The organism is Raoultibacter timonensis, from assembly GCF_900240215.1.
Classification (GTDB): Bacteria; Actinomycetota; Coriobacteriia; order Coriobacteriales; family Eggerthellaceae; genus Raoultibacter; species Raoultibacter timonensis.
Genome location: NZ_LT964679.1, coordinates 2,562,004 through 2,582,099 on the forward strand (window position 1 = coordinate 2,562,004; position 20,096 = coordinate 2,582,099).

Annotated in this window: 14 protein-coding genes and 1 pseudogene; 3 read left to right on the forward strand and 12 right to left on the reverse strand. The window is 57.7% G+C overall.

Annotation, left to right across the window (positions count from 1 at the left end; translation table 11 throughout):
- Positions 1–51: 51 nt before the first annotated feature.
- Entirely contained in the window at positions 52–1,605 is a 1,554-nt protein-coding gene (locus tag C1722_RS11095) for an FAD-dependent oxidoreductase (protein ID WP_102379291.1), read from the reverse strand.
- Between the two features lie 256 nt (positions 1,606–1,861).
- Here C1722_RS11095 and C1722_RS11100 point away from each other — a divergent pair, with 256 nt between their 5' ends.
- Positions 1,862–3,319, forward strand: coding sequence for a helix-turn-helix transcriptional regulator (locus tag C1722_RS11100; protein ID WP_102379292.1), 1,458 nt, complete (start codon positions 1,862–1,864; stop codon positions 3,317–3,319).
- A gap of 94 nt (positions 3,320–3,413) precedes the next feature.
- Here the strand turns inward: C1722_RS11100 and C1722_RS11105 are convergent, their stop codons facing one another.
- The 7 genes from C1722_RS11105 to C1722_RS11135 all read right to left on the reverse strand — a co-directional run bounded on the left by C1722_RS11105 (position 3,414) and on the right by C1722_RS11135 (position 13,008).
- A complete protein-coding gene (locus tag C1722_RS11105) occupies positions 3,414–4,049 on the reverse strand; it encodes a hypothetical protein (protein ID WP_102379293.1) in 636 nt (211 codons plus the stop codon).
- Between the two features lie 105 nt (positions 4,050–4,154).
- On the reverse strand, positions 4,155–4,505 hold the full coding sequence (locus tag C1722_RS11110; protein WP_102379294.1) for a 4Fe-4S dicluster domain-containing protein: 351 nt from the start codon (positions 4,503–4,505) through the stop codon (positions 4,155–4,157).
- 9 nt (positions 4,506–4,514) lie between these two features.
- Positions 4,515–7,037 (reverse strand): molybdopterin-dependent oxidoreductase, encoded by a 2,523-nt coding sequence (locus C1722_RS11115; protein WP_102379295.1) that lies wholly within the window; start codon positions 7,035–7,037, stop codon positions 4,515–4,517.
- Positions 7,038–7,176: 139 nt separating this feature from the next.
- A complete protein-coding gene (locus C1722_RS11120; protein WP_102379296.1) occupies positions 7,177–8,574 on the reverse strand; it encodes an SLC13 family permease in 1,398 nt (465 codons plus the stop codon).
- 158 nt (positions 8,575–8,732) lie between these two features.
- Positions 8,733–10,001: an MFS transporter gene (locus tag C1722_RS11125; protein WP_102379297.1), complete on the reverse strand. Its 1,269-nt coding sequence runs from the start codon at positions 9,999–10,001 to the stop codon at positions 8,733–8,735.
- A 135-nt stretch (positions 10,002–10,136) separates the two neighbouring features.
- Positions 10,137–10,484 (reverse strand): 4Fe-4S dicluster domain-containing protein, encoded by a 348-nt coding sequence (locus tag C1722_RS11130; protein ID WP_102379298.1) that lies wholly within the window; start codon positions 10,482–10,484, stop codon positions 10,137–10,139.
- 67 nt (positions 10,485–10,551) lie between these two features.
- Entirely contained in the window at positions 10,552–13,008 is a 2,457-nt protein-coding gene (locus tag C1722_RS11135; protein WP_102379299.1) for a molybdopterin-dependent oxidoreductase, read from the reverse strand.
- A 334-nt stretch (positions 13,009–13,342) separates the two neighbouring features.
- On the opposite strand from C1722_RS11135, the gene C1722_RS11140 reads away from it, so the two are divergent.
- Entirely contained in the window at positions 13,343–14,779 is a 1,437-nt protein-coding gene (locus C1722_RS11140; RefSeq protein ID WP_180995164.1) for a helix-turn-helix domain-containing protein, read from the forward strand.
- A 102-nt stretch (positions 14,780–14,881) separates the two neighbouring features.
- Here the strand turns inward: C1722_RS11140 and C1722_RS17880 are convergent, their stop codons facing one another.
- From C1722_RS17880 to C1722_RS11160, 4 genes are all read right to left on the reverse strand, one after another.
- The gene (locus C1722_RS17880) at positions 14,882–15,127 is read right to left on the reverse strand and encodes a zinc-ribbon domain-containing protein (RefSeq protein WP_102379301.1); all 246 of its coding nucleotides are present in this window, start codon (positions 15,125–15,127) and stop codon (positions 14,882–14,884) included.
- Between the two features lie 272 nt (positions 15,128–15,399).
- Positions 15,400–15,879 carry an FKBP-type peptidyl-prolyl cis-trans isomerase gene (locus C1722_RS11150; RefSeq protein WP_102379634.1) on the reverse strand — a complete coding sequence of 160 codons (480 nt, stop codon included), beginning with the start codon at positions 15,877–15,879 and terminating at the stop codon, positions 15,400–15,402.
- Between the two features lie 66 nt (positions 15,880–15,945).
- The gene (locus C1722_RS11155) at positions 15,946–16,434 is read right to left on the reverse strand and encodes a 4Fe-4S dicluster domain-containing protein (RefSeq protein WP_102379302.1); all 489 of its coding nucleotides are present in this window, start codon (positions 16,432–16,434) and stop codon (positions 15,946–15,948) included.
- The gene (locus C1722_RS11160; protein ID WP_180995165.1) at positions 16,434–18,788 is read right to left on the reverse strand and encodes a molybdopterin-dependent oxidoreductase; all 2,355 of its coding nucleotides are present in this window, start codon (positions 18,786–18,788) and stop codon (positions 16,434–16,436) included. The genes C1722_RS11155 and C1722_RS11160 overlap by 1 nt, the downstream gene beginning before the upstream one ends.
- A gap of 860 nt (positions 18,789–19,648) precedes the next feature.
- Here C1722_RS11160 and C1722_RS17450 point away from each other — a divergent pair.
- Positions 19,649–19,873: pseudogene (locus C1722_RS17450) on the forward strand (FhaA domain-containing protein); the annotation flags it as partial.
- Between the last annotated feature and the right edge of the window lie 223 nt (positions 19,874–20,096).

Genomic DNA, 20,096 nt, shown 5'->3' on the forward strand with positions numbered 1-20,096 from the left:
GGGAAGGAGGGAGGAGATGCGCGCGCTTCATCGGGATAATCGGATGTGCGTTTACGCCTCGATCTCTTCGACCGCGTACATGCCGGCCATGCGACCGCCGCAATAGGCGCACATGAGGGAGTAGCCTTCGTAATCGCAGTACGGAGCACTCATGAGCGTGCCGTTATCGGCGCCGGCCACGTACAGGCCCGCGATCGGCAGGCCTTCGGAATCGATTGCCTGGAGACGGTCGTTGGTGCGGATGCCGCCGATGGTCACCCATGCGCTCGGCTCATACTGCATCGCGTAGAAGGGACCGGTCGCAATCGGCTGCAAGAAGCAAGCGGGCTTGTAGAACTGCTCGTCAACGCCGTTTTCGCAGTAGCCGTTGTAAGTCTCGACAGTCTGCGCCAGATCGGGCGCGCCGATAGCCTCTGCCAACGCCTCGATCGTGTCGGCCTTGAACACCCAGCCTTCGCCCATTCCCGCTTCGATGCCCTCTTCGACCTTCTCGAGCGGCTTGTCCTTGAGCGTCATCATACCCGTGCGCCAATTGATCTCGTCGGAACCGCACAACGTCCATGCATCGGTGCCGGAGGCAAGCCCGTCGATGTAGGCTTGGTCGACCACGGCGTAGTATTTACCGCCCACAAGCGAGATCGCCCCACCGAGCGCCAACGGCAGATTCGCGAATTTGCCCTCGTTCGAGAAACGGCGACCCTGGTTGTTCACCAGCATCGTTCCGTAGATGCCGATCGTGAACGCCGCGTTGTTGCGCTCGTAGAGGCCGTTGGCCTTCTGGTTGGAACCGGTGAACTCGTTGCCGGCAATGCCCCACTGGGTGGAAAGCTGGCCGCCGGCCGCCTGCACCATGTCGATGCCCTCTCCTACGGAAAGCACGTTGCCGAGCGGGTTCACGAACGTACCGAAGTGCTCGAGCATCTTCTCGGTGCTGCCGAGGAAGCCGCCCGTCGCGACGATGACGGCCTTGGCCTTCACATCGATGACCGAATCGCCCTCGCACTGCACGCCGGTGCAGATACCGTTCTCCACGATAAGGTGCTTGCCCGCCGTGTTGAAGATGAACTCGCCACCGTTGCCCTCGATGAACTCCTGCAACGGCTTCATGCGATCCTCGCCGCGCACCTGCTTTTCGGTATCGCCCTGGAAGTTAGCGCGCACCGATGCGTGACCGGCGCCGTAGTTGTCGGGGCGAAGACCCGTCGGCACACCGAAATCATCGGTAAACTGATCGACCGTCTCGCCCGACAGCTCGACAGCGCGCTTGATGGCCGCGGCGTTCGTTGACCAGTGGCCGTATTCCATAATATGGTTGAAAGCCTCTTCGACCGTGAATTCGATGCCCGCTTCCTGCTGCAGTTTCGAACCGACCATGAACGGGCCGCCGGCAAGCGAGCCGTTCGCAACGCCTACGTTGCCGCCCTTCTCGACCACGATGACGCTCTTGCCCGCACGGACCGCCTCCACGGCCGCCCACATGCCTGCGCCACCGGCGCCTACAATCGCGATATCGCATTCCTTCGTCTCATCGGCGGTTGGCCGGCCCTCTCTTTTTACCATCTCCATAGTGTTATAGGAAAAACAGGGGGANTTTTCTTTCGTCATGTCGATCCCTCCGAAAAGATTCCCATTGAATCAAACCGCATCGCTTTTGAACCGTGCGGCGTGCACCTTCCTTCGGTGCGTTGCCATCATGTCGCAGGCGCACGGGCTTGTCGCGGGTGAACGTGGCGCGCTCGGGGTGAATTGCGGTTCACCCCTTGGATCACCCCGCATTCTTCCAGTTCAAAAGCCTTGTACCGATGCGATGCCACACAGTGGGGTACAATAAACCGATTGCACCCGTCGGAAGGAGGCGCGCGTGAAACCAAGCGATGTGGCGCGAGCGCTTGCGCCCGAAGATCAATCCACCGAAGACGAAGCCATCGGCGCTCGACCCCTACCCGCCCGCTATCTCGGCATGGGCGTTCTCATCGCATGGCTGTGCTGCACCCACGTTGTCAGCATCTTTCCCGGAAGCGTTGACGAGCCCGTACTCCGCAATACCTTCGACACGGGGATGCGATTCGGCGATATCGCAACGTTTCTCGTCCTTGCGCTCATCGCTTCGAGGATCGGGCCGCTCGGCAAACGGCTTGCTCTCTGCACGCTCGCCGTAGCGCTCACCACCATCGGAACGGCGGCAATCGGGCTCTGGCTCATACCCGGACAAGCGTCCGAGACGATCGTCTCCGCCATATCGTTCGCGACCGCTATTGGCGGCGCCGTACTGTTCTGCCTCTGGGCCGAAACCTACTGCCAGATGAGCGGTATGCAAACCATCGTCTACGGCGCGCTGTCCTGCATCACTGCGGCCGTCGTCTCGTTCGTCATCGGCACCATGGAGGAACCCTACGCCATCATCGCAACATCGCTGCTTCCCGCCGTGTCGTTCGGCTGCGTTGTCCTGAGCCTCAAAAGCGTTCCCCGTGAAAAATCCCGGCCGACCGGAATTCGCTTTCCTTTGCCGTGGAAGCTCCTTTTGCTCATGGCTCTCGCTGGATTCATGTCGGGTCTTGCAGGCTCTCTGTTGCCGAGCGCCGAAGGCACCGGAGCGATCCACCGCGTCATGGCGACGGGGCTCGCAGGCATCGTGATCCTCGCCATGGTGTTCGTTCGCCGCGAGCGGTGCGACGTGCGCTTCCTGGCGAAAATAGGCTTGCCCGTCGGCATCGTCGCCCTTGCGTTCATCCCCTTTGCGGGACCGGTGTGGGCCTATGCCGTTTCGTTTCTGATCAAGCTCGCCTACGTATGGTTCACCTTCTTCGTGCTGCTCATGCTCGCCCACATCGCCTACCGCTTCGAAGTGCCGAGTCTGCGCCTGTTCGCCATCGCCCGCGCCACGAGCGAGGCGGCGATGTTCATCGGCGTATCGCTTCGCCGAGAGATTCAACGGACCGAATTGGCTTCCAGCGACCTGTTCCTCTATGCGATCGCCATCGGGGGAATCGTTTTGCTGCTCATCTGCACGCTCATATGGATGAGCGAACGTTCGGTTAACGCCGACTGGGGAGCCTCGGGCATCAGCCTCGAGGACAGCGTTCACGTTCCCGGTCCGCGCGAGCAGCTCATCACGCGCTGCGAGCAGCTTGCTCGGGAGTACGGGCTCACCGCACGGGAGGCGGAAATCCTCGGCCTCATCGCGCAGGGAAAAAGCCGTATGGAGATCGAGCAGGAGCTATTCCTGTCGCAGAATACCGTGAAGACCCACGCACGGCATCTGTACGCCAAGCTCGGCGTGCACTCCAAGGAAGACGTGTGCGAGCTGTTCGAAGGGTAACCGCCCGCAGACAAGATCCCGCGAAAACGAAGACGAACGTTGACAACAACCCGATCACGTCCGACAAGGATCCAAAACTCGAGGCACGACACGCTTATATCGCCCGACCCGTCCAATCGTGGTATCGATCCAGGCATTTGTCCTCAAGAAGAGCGCATACCCGCCGGAAGCCTTCATCTTCCATCTGGAAACGAGCCATCCACGTCAGCCCCTTGACGAACACAAGCTCGTCGGTCGCGTAAACGCCTGCTATCTCTTCATAGCGCTTGGTTCTCGTTTGTTTTATAGCTGTTTGCGCACCGAAGTTCACCGTAACATCGGAATCGGTAAACCGAACTTCGAACACGCGCTTGGTCACCGAACGAGTCGCCGCAAACTCATCTCCCATAAGCTTATCGAAATTTCGAATGCAGCGCTGTCGCACCGTAGCCATCCGGTATATCGAAAACAGACCTGCCGCCAAAAGAAGGCACCCCATGCTCAGAAGAATGACTGCAAAAATCGACGAGGGGTTGACGAACATTGGTAGAGTAAGAAGCAGTGCGCCTACGATGAAGGCGATGACGAAAATCCGATAACGCGAACGCTCCCTGGTTTCCAGCTTAGCGAGCGCTTCGTCTTTGAAGTTCTTCGCATAAAATACCTCGAACGCATCGACATCGCGGTTAACCGCATCGCTCGCTCCATACGCCAGCGCAAGCAGAATCGAGGCTTTTTTGGTTTCGGTCATATGAGCTCCTTAGCGGTCGGGATGGGCTGCGCTTCGACGAAGCGCAGCCCCCGTTCGCACCCATTACCGAGCGATTCCGCTCGTCATATCATTATCGCAGAACACTTATCGGGCCAGCCGCGGCGTGAGCAGCGCCCAACGCGTCTCGCCGTCCATCTTCCTTGCGAGCTCGCCCACCTCGCCGTGGTACATGCACCACGCCTGGCAGTGCTGCACGCACATGGGCATCTTGCCCGCATCCGTGCGGTCGGCGCACAGGTCGCAGGCCTTGGTGAGCACGGGGACCCACGACCACTCCCACCTGTCCTCGCCGGACTTCCCCGCGTACTCCCAGGGACCCGTCTCGGTGAGCCTGATGCCGAACTCCCCCTCGGGAAGGCCCAGGCGCTTCTTGCAGGCGACCTCGCAGGAGTGGCAGCCCGTGCAGTACTCGTAGTTGATCAGAATGCCGTTCATTGATCCTCCTTAGCTTACGCCGCACGGCGGAATCTCGCGGAAACCGCCTTTCTCCAGAATCTGAACGCTTGGGAGCGTGTCGCCATCCTTAACCTTGTAGATGCGGCCGACGATGCTCTTGTACGGCGCTCCAATCCCGCCTTCACCGGTTTCAAAGGAATAGGTGAGGTTGTTGATGTTGCAGTCAAACGACCCGAACAAGCTGGGGGCGTTGCCATCCCCCTCAGGGAACCACCAACCGTGTTCGGCCACGATGTAGTGAGGCTGGAGCGCTGGGTTGATCTTCACGCACTGCTTGCAGCGACCAACATGGTTCTCGATCCATATCCATTCGCCCTCAGCCAAGCCGTACTCTTCGGCAGTCTGCTTTGAAACCTGTACGTACGGAACCGGATGGAATTCCCTCATGGTTTTCTGCTGACGGTTCTCAGAGTGGAAGAACTCGTAGGAGCGATTGCCGTTGATGATGGTGAACGGATACTCCTTGCGGTACTCTTCGTCGGTCGTCCACATGGATTGAGCCACACTCTCGTAGTGCTTCGGCCACGGATCGATGCCCCACGCCTGGAAGGTGGGTGAGATGAGTTCGATACGACCGGAGGGAGTGGCAAAACCAGGCGTTCCATCTGAACGCAGCATGCCTTTTGCATACTTTTCGTACTCATCGTTGAACTCGTCGTACTCATAGCCGCCTTGCTGAACCAGATCCATAAACGTACCTGTGCCACCGTGCTTGCGGTAAAACTCGGTATGGGCATCGGCCACCACATCGGCGCCGGCCTTGTTCCGCCCCGCAGTCTTCAGGCCCGACCCGTCTTCGTTGATAAGGTTGAAGCCGGTGTCCAGGTAGTCCTGAATGAAGTGATCGATGTCGGGCCAACGCTTGCTGAACAGCTCGGGATTCAGACGGTTGCCAAGCCAAACGATGATCTCTTCATCCGACTTGCACTCGCCAAACGTCGTGACCGCCTTCATGGCTCGCAGAGGCTGCCACCATACGCGCATCGAATCGCGTTCGATGCTCATCTTCAAAGGCAGCAGGATATCGGCGAACGCCGCCGCAGTGGGAGTCATGTACGGATCAGCTACCACAATGAACTCGAAATTCATGATGTTGCGGTATATGCGGGCAGTGTCCAACCCATTGCACGTGTACGTATTCGACCCTTGCACCCAGAGCATCTTCATCGGATAAGGCTGCTGCGTTTCCATCGCGTAGCACATGGCGTCGCAGTCGGCCATGCCGATGAACGGCTCGGCCTTGGGTTCTTTGCCTTGCAGCTGCTGTAGCGTTTTGTACGTGCATTTTTTGGCGGCAGCCTCGGGATCGGCGTACATGCTTGCAGTTGCGTAACCAGGATTGATTTCAAAGGCGTTGCGCACCAGCAGATTGGTGCCGGGGCGGTCGATGTTGCCGCATACGGCCATCAAATCGGAGACGGCCAAACATGCATGCATGGAGTCGACCTGGGTATCGAACGGCAAGCCCCATTGGATGGCGCCACGCGGAGCGTTGGCGTACATGCGGGCAGAAGCGACGATGGTTTCTTCGTCTACACCGGTTACCCTCGATGCCCACTCGGGCGTATACCCCAAACCATCGTTATTCTCGCTCGGAGTGGCAAGATAGGTTTTCAGTTCGTCATAGTATGCGCACCAGCAATCGACGAACTCGTGGTCGATGAGATCCTCTTGGGTAATGACGTACAGCCAGGCCAACGCTATGCACAGATCGGTGCCAGGACGAAGGTCGAGCCAATGGGTAGCGCGTGCCCCCCACCAGGTGAGAATCGGGTCGATCGAGATTATCTTGGTACCCATCTGCACGCACTGCACAAGCCAGTGGCCGATATAGCCGTCTGCGTTGGAACGCAGAGGTTCGCACCCCCATACCACCAGAACATCGGGATGCACCCATTCGGGATTATTGTACCGATCGGGATGGCCCATCGATGCATCGACAATAGGGAAATCGCCCATAGGAGCCGCAGTACCGCACACTCGGGGCAGATAGCACGAATAGCCGGAAAACCCGATCGCGCCCACATTGGACGTGCGCAGACATGCACCGCCCAAAAACGGAACCTGATAGTTGATGTTACGTCCTGTCCCATGGTTCACCATAATGGACTCCCTGCCAAGACCAGCCTCGTCGATATTGGTCTTGATCCAGTCCTCGATGATATCGAGCGCTTCGTCCCACGAAATGCGCTCAAAGGCGTCCACGTTGCCGCGGTCTTCCCTCTTGCGCTTCATCGGGTACTTCAAACGATCGGGATAGTTGGTTGCCTCCGGCAAATTGAGGCATCGCATGCACAGCTTCCCATTTGTGCAGGGGTCGAGCGGATCGCCCTCCACTTTCACAAGTTTATTGTCTTTGGTGTAGGCGAGGATGCCGCACGAATCATGGCATCCCGGGGCAGAGTAGTTATACGTGCGCGTCACGGTATATCCGTCTTCTTCCCACTGCCACTCGCCCTCGTGGTAAGCCGCACGATCAATGGTATCCAAGAACTCCTGGTAATCGGCCATTCGCTCCACTTCCTTTCGTCTTGTTGAATTCCCGTTCGAACCGCGCACGGTCACGGATCCTTGCTGCCGCCCTTATGCGTTTTCAACACGGAAGAACCCCCTTGGTCATGTGCCTCGCTCGGCGCAGTATCGGCGCCGGCTATATGCCTAGAACGCCCACGATGAACGGCGTCCAGAACGCGTCGAGCACAATAAGGAACAGCGCGGGAACAATACCCGCCTTAAACAAGTCGCCGAATTTGAAATACCCGTAAGCAAATGCATACATGTTAAGCGGATTGATAGGCAGCAGAAAATTGCCCCCGAATGCGAACAGGATAGCGAAGGGCGCTATCGTAGGAGACATGCCCGATTGGGCGCAAAACCCGACCAGTACAGGAACGAACAAGGCTTCCCAAACTCCCCCAACAGGACACAGGGTAAAAACTCCGTACGCAAACAGCAGGTACACGAGCAAGGCAAGCGGAAACGCCAAGGCGAACATTCCCGTAGCCGAAACGACCGATCCGATAAAATCGATAACGCCCGTGCTGACCATAAGACCGCTCATGGAGAAGATGGATCCCACCATGACGAGAACAACCCATGGCACCGACTCCTGATATTCCTTCCAAGTAAGCAGCTTAATGCCAGGAAGAAACGTCGCAACCAGACCGAGCAAAGCGACAACGGTCACGTTGAGAACGGCAATCCAGTTTCCCGCAATCCACAGCACCGGCATCATGACGACAAATGCCAACGCTTTCTTCTCGTGGGCAGTGGTCTTTCCGGCACCCTCGGTTTTCCCAATGATAACCGCGATCTGCTCTCTCTCGAAATGCTCAGGCGGAAACGCTTTCACAAGGAAAAACCAGCACACGGGCAGCATAGCAAGCGTAACGGGAACGCCGACCTTCATCCAGTCGAAGAACGTCACGCTTATTCCCGATATCTGGAGAACCGCCATGTTGTTCGGCCCACCGGCAAGCGTCGCAAAACCACCCACGATCGACCCATAGAGCAGCCCGATGAAGAGGCATCGTCCGAAGTTGCTCTCCTTCGGCTTGCAACCGAGCGCGTCGAGCACGCCTTTAGCGAAGCCGATGAACATGAGAACCGCCGCCGTGTCGGACATAACGCTCGACAGCAACGCAGCAGCTGACATGAATGCCAGAACAATCAGCTTTGAATCACCTTTCGTCTTCTTCATCAAAAATACGACGAGCCGCATTCCGTAGCTCGTTTTGCCTAAAACGGCCGACAAAGAAAACGCCGCAAGCAGATAGAACATCGTTGGCGTGGCAAACCCTGAAAACGCTTCACTGAGCGGTGCGATGCCGAGCATCGTAGCCAAAGTCAAAGCAAGCAGACCGGTTATCCCGACGGGCAGCGACTCGCATATCCACAATATCGCCGCCATCCCGAACACGCCCAGCATAAGGACACCTTCGCGGGGAAGAGCTTCGGAACCAGGCACGAAAAGCGATGTTGTCAGGAAAAGCGCCGCAGCGGCAATCCCGATGTTTTGCTTGGTAAGCACATTTGATAGCACGATCATGAACTCGCCCTTCCTCCTAGGCGTTTCTCATCCGTCCAATCGAGATTTCGGTTTGGCGGGCACGATGCCTGTCCGTACCCGCCTAATGCAAGCTGTTCTTCCCGGGACCCTCTACTGCCCGAGCAAGCCTCGGTACCAGAATGCCGCCGAGAGTTGGTCTAGTCTTCCCATACGAGTTTCTTGGCCGTCGCCTTCGCAACAACGATCGCCAGAATGGACACGGCAGCCAAACCGGCACCAAGTACCATAATGGAGTCGAACGAACCGGTTGTCTCGCCGACGAAGGCGATCAACGACGTAGCGAACGCGCCGAGGAAGTTCGCGATGCCGTAAGCCGTCGAGTATATCTTCGAATGGTCTTTTGCGCCGAAGAGCTCACGTATTACCAAAGGAATAACCATCTTCATATTCGCGCTTTCAAAGCCGATCAGGAAGCACGACGCCAACACGATAGCCTCGACGTCATGGAAGAACAGCAGTCCCATAAAGCCAACGAAAATCAACGCCAACGTCAAAATGTTCGTCTTGATGGCTCCAATTTTGTCGATGACCCATCCGATGACCGGCATAAAGAACTTTGCCGCCGTCGTGAATGAAATCATGGTAGCGCCGAACATCAAAGCCCAGTCGGCACCGTGAAGGGCAACGTAGCCCCATGCTTCCGACTGCGCGATGTTCGACCAGTTGCTCTTGAAACCGCCCATATTGCACATGGCGCCAGCAGCAATTACGGCAGCAACGAACGCAACGGAGATCAGGGCCTTCTTGTACGGAACGCCAGGACCCGTCTCATCTTGATTCTCGGCGGCAACGGATTCGCCTTCGACGTACCCATAGGGCTTGAGGCCAAGCTGCTCGGGTTTGAATCGCACGACGAACAGCGTCCACGGGATGATCATGACAGCAGCAACCACGGCAAGCACCAAGTACGCCGTCCGCCAACCAACTCCAGAGATGACGGCGGCGATGACTGGATTCAAAATGGCCGACAGGATCGCGAGCAGCATGCCGTACAAGCCTACTGCGAAACCGGTGCGCTTCTGGAACCAGTTAGAAATAAAGATCGGTGCGCCAATGATGAAGATGCCGCTGCCGCCAACACCATAGAGAAATCCCGCAAGCCACCATTGCCACGACGCTTGGCCAAAGCTCAACTGCGCATACCCCACAATGACGATAACCGCCATCGCCGTAAGCAAAATACGTGAATCGATTTTTGGAAACAACCTTCCTGCAAGCGGGGCGGCAAACGTCAGCGTGATAGTGCACACGGTCATCATAAGCGCAATGGCGCTTACGGGTGAGCCGATGCCGTCCGAGACAGCCTTGAAGAAATTCGACCCGCCGATGAGGATGAGCTCGATCGACCCCGCCGAAATGAACGCCCACGCAACAACGATAAGCCAAGGATATACCTTCTGTTTCATTTCAACCTCCTTACCTCAGTGATCCGAATGTGCATGCGTACGCTTTCCCCCTTTCCCCGCACGCCTCGAAATACTCGGGTATGTCCACCGGGACTGCCGAACATACCCCTTTTCGGCAGTCCCGTCTGTGGCTGCTTAGGCCAGCCGCGGCGTGAGCAGCGCCCAACGCGTCTCGCCGTCCATCTTCCTTGCGAGCTCGCCCACCTCGCCGTGGTACATGCACCACGCCTGGCAGTGCTGCACGCACATGGGCATCTTGCCCGCATCCGTGCGGTCGGCGCACAGGTCGCAGGCCTTGGTGAGCACGGGGACCCACGACCACTCCCACCTGTCCTCGCCGGACTTCCCCGCGTACTCCCAGGGACCCGTCTCGGTGAGCCTGATGCCGAACTCCCCCTCGGGAAGGCCCAGGCGCTTCTTGCAGGCGACCTCGCAGGAGTGGCAGCCCGTGCAGTACTCGTAGTTGATCAGAATGCCGTTCATTGATCCTCCTCGTCAGCCGTTTGAAACGGCTCGTCAAGCGAACGGTGCACCCGTCCGCACGTTGTTGCTAATCGACTTTGCTTCCGCACATGGCACCAACGGTGTAATCGCCCCAACCGCCTTTGCGCGTAACCTTTTCACCCGGCAGCTCGTCGCCCGCACTGTAGGGATAGATGCGGCAGATCATTGACTTGATGTTCGTACCGATGCCCCCCTCGCCAGTCTCAAAGGCGCGCGTGCAATTGTTGGGATTGGAGTCGAACGTTCCGAACAGACTCGGCTCTGCGGCCTCCTGTTCGGGGAACCACCAGCCGTGCTCAGCATGAATAACCCCGGGCGCAACGCGAGGAGTCACCTTGACGACCTGTTTGAAGCGGCCATGGCCGTTCTCGATCCACGCCCACTGCCCGTCTTCGACACGGTATTTTTCTGCGTCGACGGGATTCACCATAACAAGCGGCAACGGGTGGAACTCGCGCATGGTGGGCATCTGGCGATGCTCGGAATGGAAGAACTCGAACGAACGGCCGCCGCACGAAAGGATGAGCGGATACTCCTCCATGAGCTCGGGAGTCGTAACCGGGCCCTCGGGCGGCTCGGTATGAAACGGCGTCGGCGTAAGACCCCAGACGCGGTACGTGTAGGGGGCGAGCTCGATGCGTCCCGAAGGAGTGGAGAAACCTGGGTTACCGTCGTCGCGAAGCATGCCCTTGGCGTATTTCTCGTACGTATGATTCCAATCGTCGTAAGCGTAGCCTCCCTTTTCGGAAAGCTCTTGGAACGACATGCCAACGCCGCCTTTAGCCTTCTCGGAAATATTGCCCTTCACATTCGATGATGCTCCGTGTTTTTTGCCGTCGCCGCCCGCTAAGTACCAATCCGCGATGTCGGTGTCTTTCGTCCATCCGAACGCCTCGGCGGCTTCGGGGTTCAAACGCGGCATCAGATCGACGACGATCTGCTCGTCGGTTTTCGCCTCGCCTGCAGGTTCGACGGCGCGGTATATGGTGCGCACCGGCGTCCACCATGTGCGCGCGGAATTACGTTCGCAGCTCATCGCCACGGGCAGCAGGAGGTCGGCGACCGCCACCGAGAGCGGCGTGAGGATGGGATCGGCGTTCACGATGAAGTCGACCGTCTTCAGAGCTTCGTAATCGCGGGGGGCATCCATGCCCGCACACGCAAGCGAGTTCGAGCTCTGGAACCAGATCATCTTGATGGGGTACGGTTCGCCGTCGGGCAATTCACCAGCTTCGATGCAGTGAAGAATACCGTCGGTGCAAGCATGAGCAATGAATTCGCCGCCCGTGATGCCCGTGCCGCGGGCGATGGTGAGCTTACGGTCCTTCGCAGATTGCGGCGTGAAATCTTCACCCGATGCATAGCCGGCGTTGATCTCGAAGGAGTTGCGTACGAGAATGTTGCCTCCAGGTCGATCGATGTTGCCGCATATTGCCATGAGGTCGCATACCGCCAGATTTAAAGCCATGGCGCTCATCTGCTGATCGAATGCGAGCCCCCACTGGATGGCGGAGTTGTTGCCCGAAGCGTACAGGCGCGCCGATGCCGTGATGTCCTCGGCGGAAAGCCCCGTGATAGGTGCTGCCCATTCGGGCGTCATATCCTTGATGCCCTCCCACAGTTCGTCGAGTCCGCTCGTCCAGCAATCGACGAACTCGTGATCGTAAAGGCCCTCGGAAATGATGACGTTGAGCCATGCGCACGCGAGCGCCGCATCGGTGCCAGGCCTGAGCTGCAAATGGTACGCTGCGCGGGCACCCCACCAGGTAAGGCGCGGGTCGATCGAGATGATGCGCGACCCCATCTGGACGCATTGCACAAGCCAGTGCCCGATGTAGCCGTCGGCGTTGGAGGCAAGCGGTTCATTTCCCCAAACAACGATGACCTCGGGCGCCTTGAACGACGGATCGACATAGCGGTCTTCGTGACCCACGGCGGCATCGGCGATCGGGAAGTCCCCGAGCGGGGCCATCGCGCCGCACACGCGTGGCATATAGCAGGCAAAGCCCGTGAAGAACAGCGTAGAAATATTCGGCGTCTGAAGAGCAGCCTGCCCGAAAAGAGGAACCAGCCAGTTCACGTTTCGGCCGGTACCGTGCACGCAAACGATAGATTCCGACCCGTACTCTTCGCGGATGCTTTTCACCTTGGTTTCGATCATATCGTAGGCTTCGTCCCACGTGATGCGCTCCCATTTGTTCTCGCCGCGCTCGCCCGCGCGCTTCATGGGATAGAGTACGCGATCGGGGTGGTTCACAATCTCAGGCAGGTCGAGGCAGCGCATGCATAGCTTGCCGTTCGTGAAAGGACTCAGGGGATCGCCTTCGACGTGATCGAGCTTCCCGTCCTTCGCATAGAACAGAACACCGCAGCTGTCATGGCAGCCCGGAGGTGAGTATTGGTAGGTGCGCGTAACGGTAAACCCGTCCTCTTCCCATGTAAGCTCGCCCTCGTGGTAAGCTGCACGGTCGATGCCATCAAGGAATTCCTGATAATTCGCCATAGCTCCTCGCTTTCTCTCGATCTGCCGAAACCGGAGGCGGAGTTCCAGCCGAAAGCACCGATTGCCTCGACCGCCCCCGTTGACGCTGCCCGATAATGGCAGTCTCGAAAACCTCCCGCCTCTCATGGCACGAAAGATAGCGCCCAGAGCCGAAAACGGCATTATCCGATAAGGTCTCTTCGCGAAAATCGGGGCGTTTTTTCATAGACCCTAGAGGTTTATTTCAAAGAAACCCCAGCAAAACAGGGTAGCTCGCCAAAAGAATCCTCAGCGATTTTCCTCATGAGGCAGGTAGAATAAACAGGAGCAGCGAATCATTATGAAAGGGGGTCATATGATCGCGCAGAGCATCCAGAGAAGCTTTGAGCGCTCTTTCGGAACCTCATGTTTCCTTGCCTACTTCGCTTTGCTTTTTTTCAGGCATACCGAAGAAATGACCGGCCTCTACCTTCCCTACGCTACCGCTGTCGGCATACTGTTCGTCATCATTTTTGTACTCTGCGCTCATCTGGCGGACAGGCTCGACAGAATTGGACCGGCGAGACTCTCTGTTATCGCCTGCGTCCTGTGCGCGATTGGAGCGATGCTGCTCGAAATACCTTCTGCTTCCATCTTGTTTGCCTTCGGCGGTTTCCTCTCGCTTCTGGGTTGCGTAACGTTCTTCTTGATCCTTGGGAAGAATCTGGCGTTTTACGATCACCAGGAGCGCATCTGCCAGCTATCGGCAGCGTTTCTTGTCGGATCCGCCGTAATCGCCATCGCCGCAACGCTGAACGACACGGCCATGTTCGCCATCTCGATCATACTGCCCCTGCTGACCGCGTTGCATCTTTGCGTTCTCAAGGTGAACAAGGGCACCTTTTCGTTTGCCGATCTCGCCGCATCGCGTAAAAGCCATCGCTTTTCGGTCACCGTTTTGTTCACCACAGCGGTAACCGGGTTTATCTGGGGGATTGCCTTCTGTCTCATCGCAAAGCCCTATCATCCCACCGTGGCTGCACCCCTTCATTTCGCCCTGCCCATCGCCCTTGCCGGGTTGATCAGCATTATCGACCTGTTCAAATGGAAGAAGATATCCGAGCATTCGCTGTTGAGGATCTTCTCCACAGCGGCGTTCGTCGCCATCGCCCCCTTGCCCTTCGTCCCCGAATGGGTGCAGCAACTGCTGGGCGCATACCTGTTTCTCGCGTTCTCCTTCGATACCATCGTTTGCTTTTCGGCCATGGGGGAAGTAGCGCGCTTCAATCAGATATCGCCTTACTGGGTGTTCGGCATCAGCCTTGCGTACTATTTCTCAGGCGCCTTTATCGGGTATCTTGGATTCGAATGGGCGTTCGCCCAAGAACAGCCAATTCCGCTTGCCGCAATCTGCTTCGGATCGCTCTTGCTCATTATCTGGTGCAGCAGCTACGTGTTCCAGGACAGCTACCCGAGCGGAGAGTCGCTCGCCGACCTGGCAGAAGCGAGCTCTAGCCTCCTGAAGAACGAGAGTCGCCCCGCGCTGTGGCAACGCAAAATCGATCGCGTCATCGAGCACTACGAACTGACCGCTCGCCAGCAGGAGGTGTTTCGCATGTTGGTACGCGGACGCAACGCCCAGTACGTTGCCGATAAGTTCTTTATTTCGAACAGTACGGCGAAAGCCCACATCCACAACATCTACCGCAAGCTCGACATTCACTCTCAGCAAGAACTCATCAATCTTGTCGAAAACGCAGAAGACCCCGCCCCAGAAACGATTCCGGCCGGTCAGAAATCCTCATTGCACTAACCGCGGCGACAGCTTCCCGCATAAAATGCCATCGCATCGGACGCACGGCAAAGCCCCGCCTCGGCTTGCGCCGGACGGGGCTTATCACGTAATGGCGTTTTGCTATTCGCCTGAAGCTTTGGGGGCTCCGGGTGCGCCGGGAGCTTTGGGCGCGCCGGGTGCACCCGGCGCGCCGGGCATTCCGGGAGCACCTGGAGATCCCAGCGACCCCGGCGACCCCGGCGCACCGAATGCGCTGGCGGGCAGTTCTGCCCCACACTGTACGCACACCGTTGCCGAAGACTCGTTTTCCGTTCCGCATTCGGTGCAGGTTTTTTTGATCTCAACCGCTGCTGGCCTAAAACACATGGCAATACCTCCTTGGACGATGGTTGTTTTCCGATTGCGACACCTTGGCCGCAACGCTTTACCGCTTTATTCTGTCGGGCAACTCTGGACGGGCACCTTTTCGTTTGCCCGGACGAGCAAGCTCTTCTCCGCACGAAGGGCATTTCCCCAGTTTGGCCTCGAATACGTTGCCGCAAGCAAGGCACGTTGTAACGGGTTCCCGAGACAGTACGAACAAGTCGCTCTCGTATTTTTTGCATGCACCGCACTGGGTGCATGGATAGCACATGGGTCTATTGCCCTTTCTCGACAACAGAAACGCCGGCATCGTCGACAACATCGACCAACTTGAACCAGTACTCGAGGTCTTTGCCTGCAAGCAGGTGGTTGAAGTCGATGGTCACAACGTCTTTTGTCGCCTCCGTGCATACAACAGGCACGTTTTTGCCCGATACAGGATGCCGCCATGAGAAAACGGTTCCGATCTCCAGCTCGCCTCCGCCGGGGATGAACGTGCGCGGATATCGCTGAACCCCTGCAGGATCATGCCGCCCATATGCTTTCTCGAAAGGAATGACCACCGTGCGCTCCTCCCCGATTTCCATATCGTAAAGAACTTCGCTCACACCGCGCGGAACCTCCCCGCTGCCCAGCAAAATGCGCTCGGGCTCTCCCTGCGCTCCAGGCGAATGATCCTCGATTTCCCCTTCGCCCAGCACTCCTCCCCGATAGTAGACAAGAGCCGTAAGTCCGTTGTATTCCCTGTGTCTCATGGTATCCCCCCTCACGCCCGCCGCCCACAGACGGCAGGCGCCGAGAACGAACGCTGACCTCATGCCTCACTCGATACCGACATCGGTTCGGCTATCGCTACGCTGGCTGCTCGTGGTGAAGTTCTCGTTCTCCGTCACCGCAATAGCGGCAGCATGATGAACCCTTCCGGCAAGCTTGTTCTTTGGCTCGAACGGCCCTTTCGCCTCGAGGGGTTTGTACTCGGGAACAAAAAGCACCTGCTTCGGCTTTTCTGCCAATTTCGGCGCGAGCTCGGCAACGGTGCCGTAGTAAATGACGTTTGCCAAGCAATGGTGCACGCAAGTCGGTTCGCGTCCGATAGCCGTGCGCGCAGCGCACAGGTCGCACAGATCGGTGGGGAACGGAAGCTTGTTCCAGTTGACCATATGCTCTTCGATCTCCCAAGGGCCATCGTCATGAACGCGGATCCCCCATTTCCCAACCGGATACCCGTGCTCTTCCTTGCAGGCGACCTCGCAGGACTGGCAACCCGTACAGTACCCGTAATCGATAAGAAGTCCGTATGTGTTCTCCATTACTGGTCCTCCCTTTTGAACTTCTCCCAAACCAGCTGCATATCGGTATCGTAGTTTTCCGCCAAAGGCTTGATGTTGCATAGAAGGCACTTGAACGGGGCACCGAAACCGAGTTTGCCGAAATGGAAGTTCGGAACGAGGTTGTTGATGTTCGAGCGGAACGTGCCGTACAGGTTGGGTTCGTTTGGGTCGTCTTCGGGGAACCACCATCCATGCTGGGCGTGAATGGTTTGTTCGTCTACGGCGATAGTGACGTTCGCCTTGAGTTTGGCCGAGCCGAACTGGTTCCACACCTCGCACCATTGACCGTCCGCTATGCCGAGCTTCGCCGCCGTCTTGGGGTTGATTTCAACCAGCGGATCGGGATTGAGCTCACGGCAGAACGGTATCTGACGATTTTCCGAGTGGAAGAACGCGTAAGCGCGAGCGCCCGTCGTCAGCACATAGGGATACTCATCGAGCAGCTCCGGTGTGTTCAGGGGGCTGTATTGGGGCTCTTCGTAATACGGGAGAGGATCATCCCCGAACTGAGCGAACATAGTCGACCACAACTCAACGCGACCGGTTGGCGTATTGAAGCCGGGTTGACCGTCTTTGCGCAGATGGCCGGTTTCGTACTTGTAGTACTCGACGTCTTTCTGGACGTACACTTCCTTGCACACGTCCTTGAACCGATGGTTGTTGTGCAGGCGCAGATCGTCGATGAAATCGTACACGTCGTGGTAGTTCTCCCAAAGCTGAGGGTTAAGACGCTTGCCCACGATCATGCATGTCTCCATGTCGGTCTTACATTCCCCAACCGAAAGCGCCTTGTTCATGAAACCCGTGCCCACCGGCGTAGCTCCGTAATGCGCAAAATCGACGCCGTCTTCTTCGGCGGCCGTTGCAAGAGGTAAAAACACATCGCAGACCGCCTGGGCCGATGGCGTCATAAAGCATTCGAGCGTAAAACAGAAATCAAGCGTTTTGCACATAGCGTCATGCCAGCGCTTCGGCTCGGCCGAAGTGCACGACATGAGATTGTTGCCCGCAAAGAAACCCATCTTGATGGGATACGGTTCGCCCGTTTCCATGGCTTGCAACGTGAGGTCCGCATGGGCATCGAGAATCGTGTTTGCATAGGCGGGATACTCTTTAAGACCGATCATCTTGCTGATGAGATCCTTGCCAAGCGCCTCCTCGAACCCAAATCCCGTCTCGTTTTGCCCGGAACTCGCGTTCCCGAGGATCTGTCCGCCCGGTACATCGATGTTGCCGGTAATGGCCATGAGGCAGATGGCGCTGTGCGATAGCTGCATACCGTTGGCCTTTTGATCAAACGCAAGGCCCCATTGCAGAGAAGCCGGTTTGGCATTGGCGTACATGCGTGCCGCATCCTTGATGTATTCGGGATCGATGCCGCAGATCTCCCCCGCCTTTTCAGCGGGCATGGTGGCAACGCGTTCGGCAAGCTGCTCGAATCCGTAGCACCAGTACTCCACAAAATCATGATCGTAGAGATCTTCCCGAATGATAGTGTCGAGCATTGCCATGGCAAGCGCCGTATCGGTACCCGCCCGAAGTGCCAGATGGTAATCGGCGCGCGAAGAGAGCCACGTGATGCGGGGATCGACCACGATAAGACGCGCGCCACGGCGCATCATGTCAACGACCGCGTGGCCGAAGAACCCGTCAGGGTTCGATGCAAGCGGAGCTTTACCCCAGATCATGATACATTCGGGATTTACAAAAGCCGGATCGTCGTAGCGCCCTGGCAGACCTCCCGCGTAATCGATCTCGGGGTAGGGGCTTCCCAGGTTGTAAGCTGCTGCAGCCATGCGCGGCACATAGCACGCGTAACCCGATTGGGTATAGCACATGTTGGGGGATCTGAGCATGTAGGTTCCGTACGGTCCAAGCGTGCCGCCCTCGCGACCAGTGCCCACGAAGAACACGACGCTCTCACATCCGTATTCCGCCGTAATGCGACGGTAGTTCTCCTCAATGATATCGAGCGCCTCTTCCCAAGTGCACTGTTCCCACTTGTCGGCTTGACCGCGGTACTTCGGGTCTCGCTTCATGGGATGAATGATACGGCTCGGATTGTAGACGAAATCCCTCAGCGTCAAGCACCGCACGCAAAGGCGCCCTTGCGTAATCTGTTGGTTTTCGTCCCCCTCAACCTTCACGAGTTTGCCGTTCTCGTCAACGTACAGCTTGACACCGCAACCTACGGGGTGGCACCCCGGAGGCGACCATGGAGCACTGCGCGTTACGGTGCAGCCGTCTTCTTCCCATCTCCACGGCTTACCAAGATCATTGGTTTCGCCGAGAGTCGGAAGCGGCACAGCAGGTTTCGCCTTCATTTCTTCCATCGCTCTCTCCTCCCACTCGTTCTCGCTACCGTCTTCGCCTATGCCTAACGGCCGGCGTCGGCTCTGAAACAAAGGATGTGGCGAATGGGGTGTTTTGGCTATTATCCCCGTCGGTCAAAATGCACCGCAGATCGATTCGGACGTAAACCTTACAGGTTTATTTTTGCGAAATCGCAGAAAGCGGCCACAGCATGGCGGCAGCGATCTTCGCCGATGAGACATCGATGACGAACCTCGCATGCGCGCCGGTGGAATGAGGAAGACTTGCTGGAATGCCCGCCATCTGCCGCGACGAGGGCCGTCGGCTGAACCGAATCGCATCGACGACCCCGGATGACAGCGGCCAAGGCCTTTTTCTGCCGCATTGTCTCGACAATCCCGCTAGATCGAAGGCTTACGCAGGCTAAAAACGGCTTCCCGCTTCGGCGTTCGTAAAGACGCAGGTCGATTGACCGTGCATTGCTCGTAAATACTCCGTAAAGGAATACGCAGCAGGATTGTCGAGACAATGCGGCGAAATCGACCTGCTCCACTGCAAGGAGCAACCGAGGGGAGTCGCAACGGGGCGGTATACGAGGCGGTTGCCGACTCACTGCGACGACACCACCTCCCGGCCAACGCGTCGGTTGCCCTCTCGCTGCTGCGCCACCACCCGCCCAGACACGCAGCTTTTCATCTTCATAAAAATGACGATTGCGTAAAGTATGGGCAAATGCCCTGCGTTTATGGCAAGATGGAGTTTCCTTGAACCGACATGAAACCGAACCCGAAACGCACTGGTCATTAAGGGAGGATCAATGGGCTTTTTCTCTAAATTCGAGGGCCGCATGGAAGATGCCTTCGAAGGCGCCGCCGACAAAATGTTCGATGCGCCAATCTCCCCTGTGCAAATAGCCAAAAAAGCCGAGAAGATGATGCGCCGCGAGAAGATGGTCGGCGCCGGCAAGCAGTACGCGCCCACGCTCTACACGGTACTCGTCAACCCCGACGACGACCAGCGCCTGTTCGGATACTATCCCACCCTCGCCGGTGAGACCGAAACCTACCTCGCGGCCAAGGCCGCGAACGAAGGCCTCGTCATGGACGGGCAACCGCTCGTGCGCTTCATCGTCGACGACGAGCTCAAGCACGGCAAGTTCGACATCATCGCCGAACCGGTTGCCGCCCCCATCATCGCGCAGCTTCGCGCCGAGGAGATGCAGCGCTACGGCCTCGGCGGAGCACCCGCGCGGGGTGCAGGTGCCGCCTACGCTCAGCCGACGCCCCAGCCCTACGGAGCGCAAAACGCCGCGGCAGCCGACCCCTATG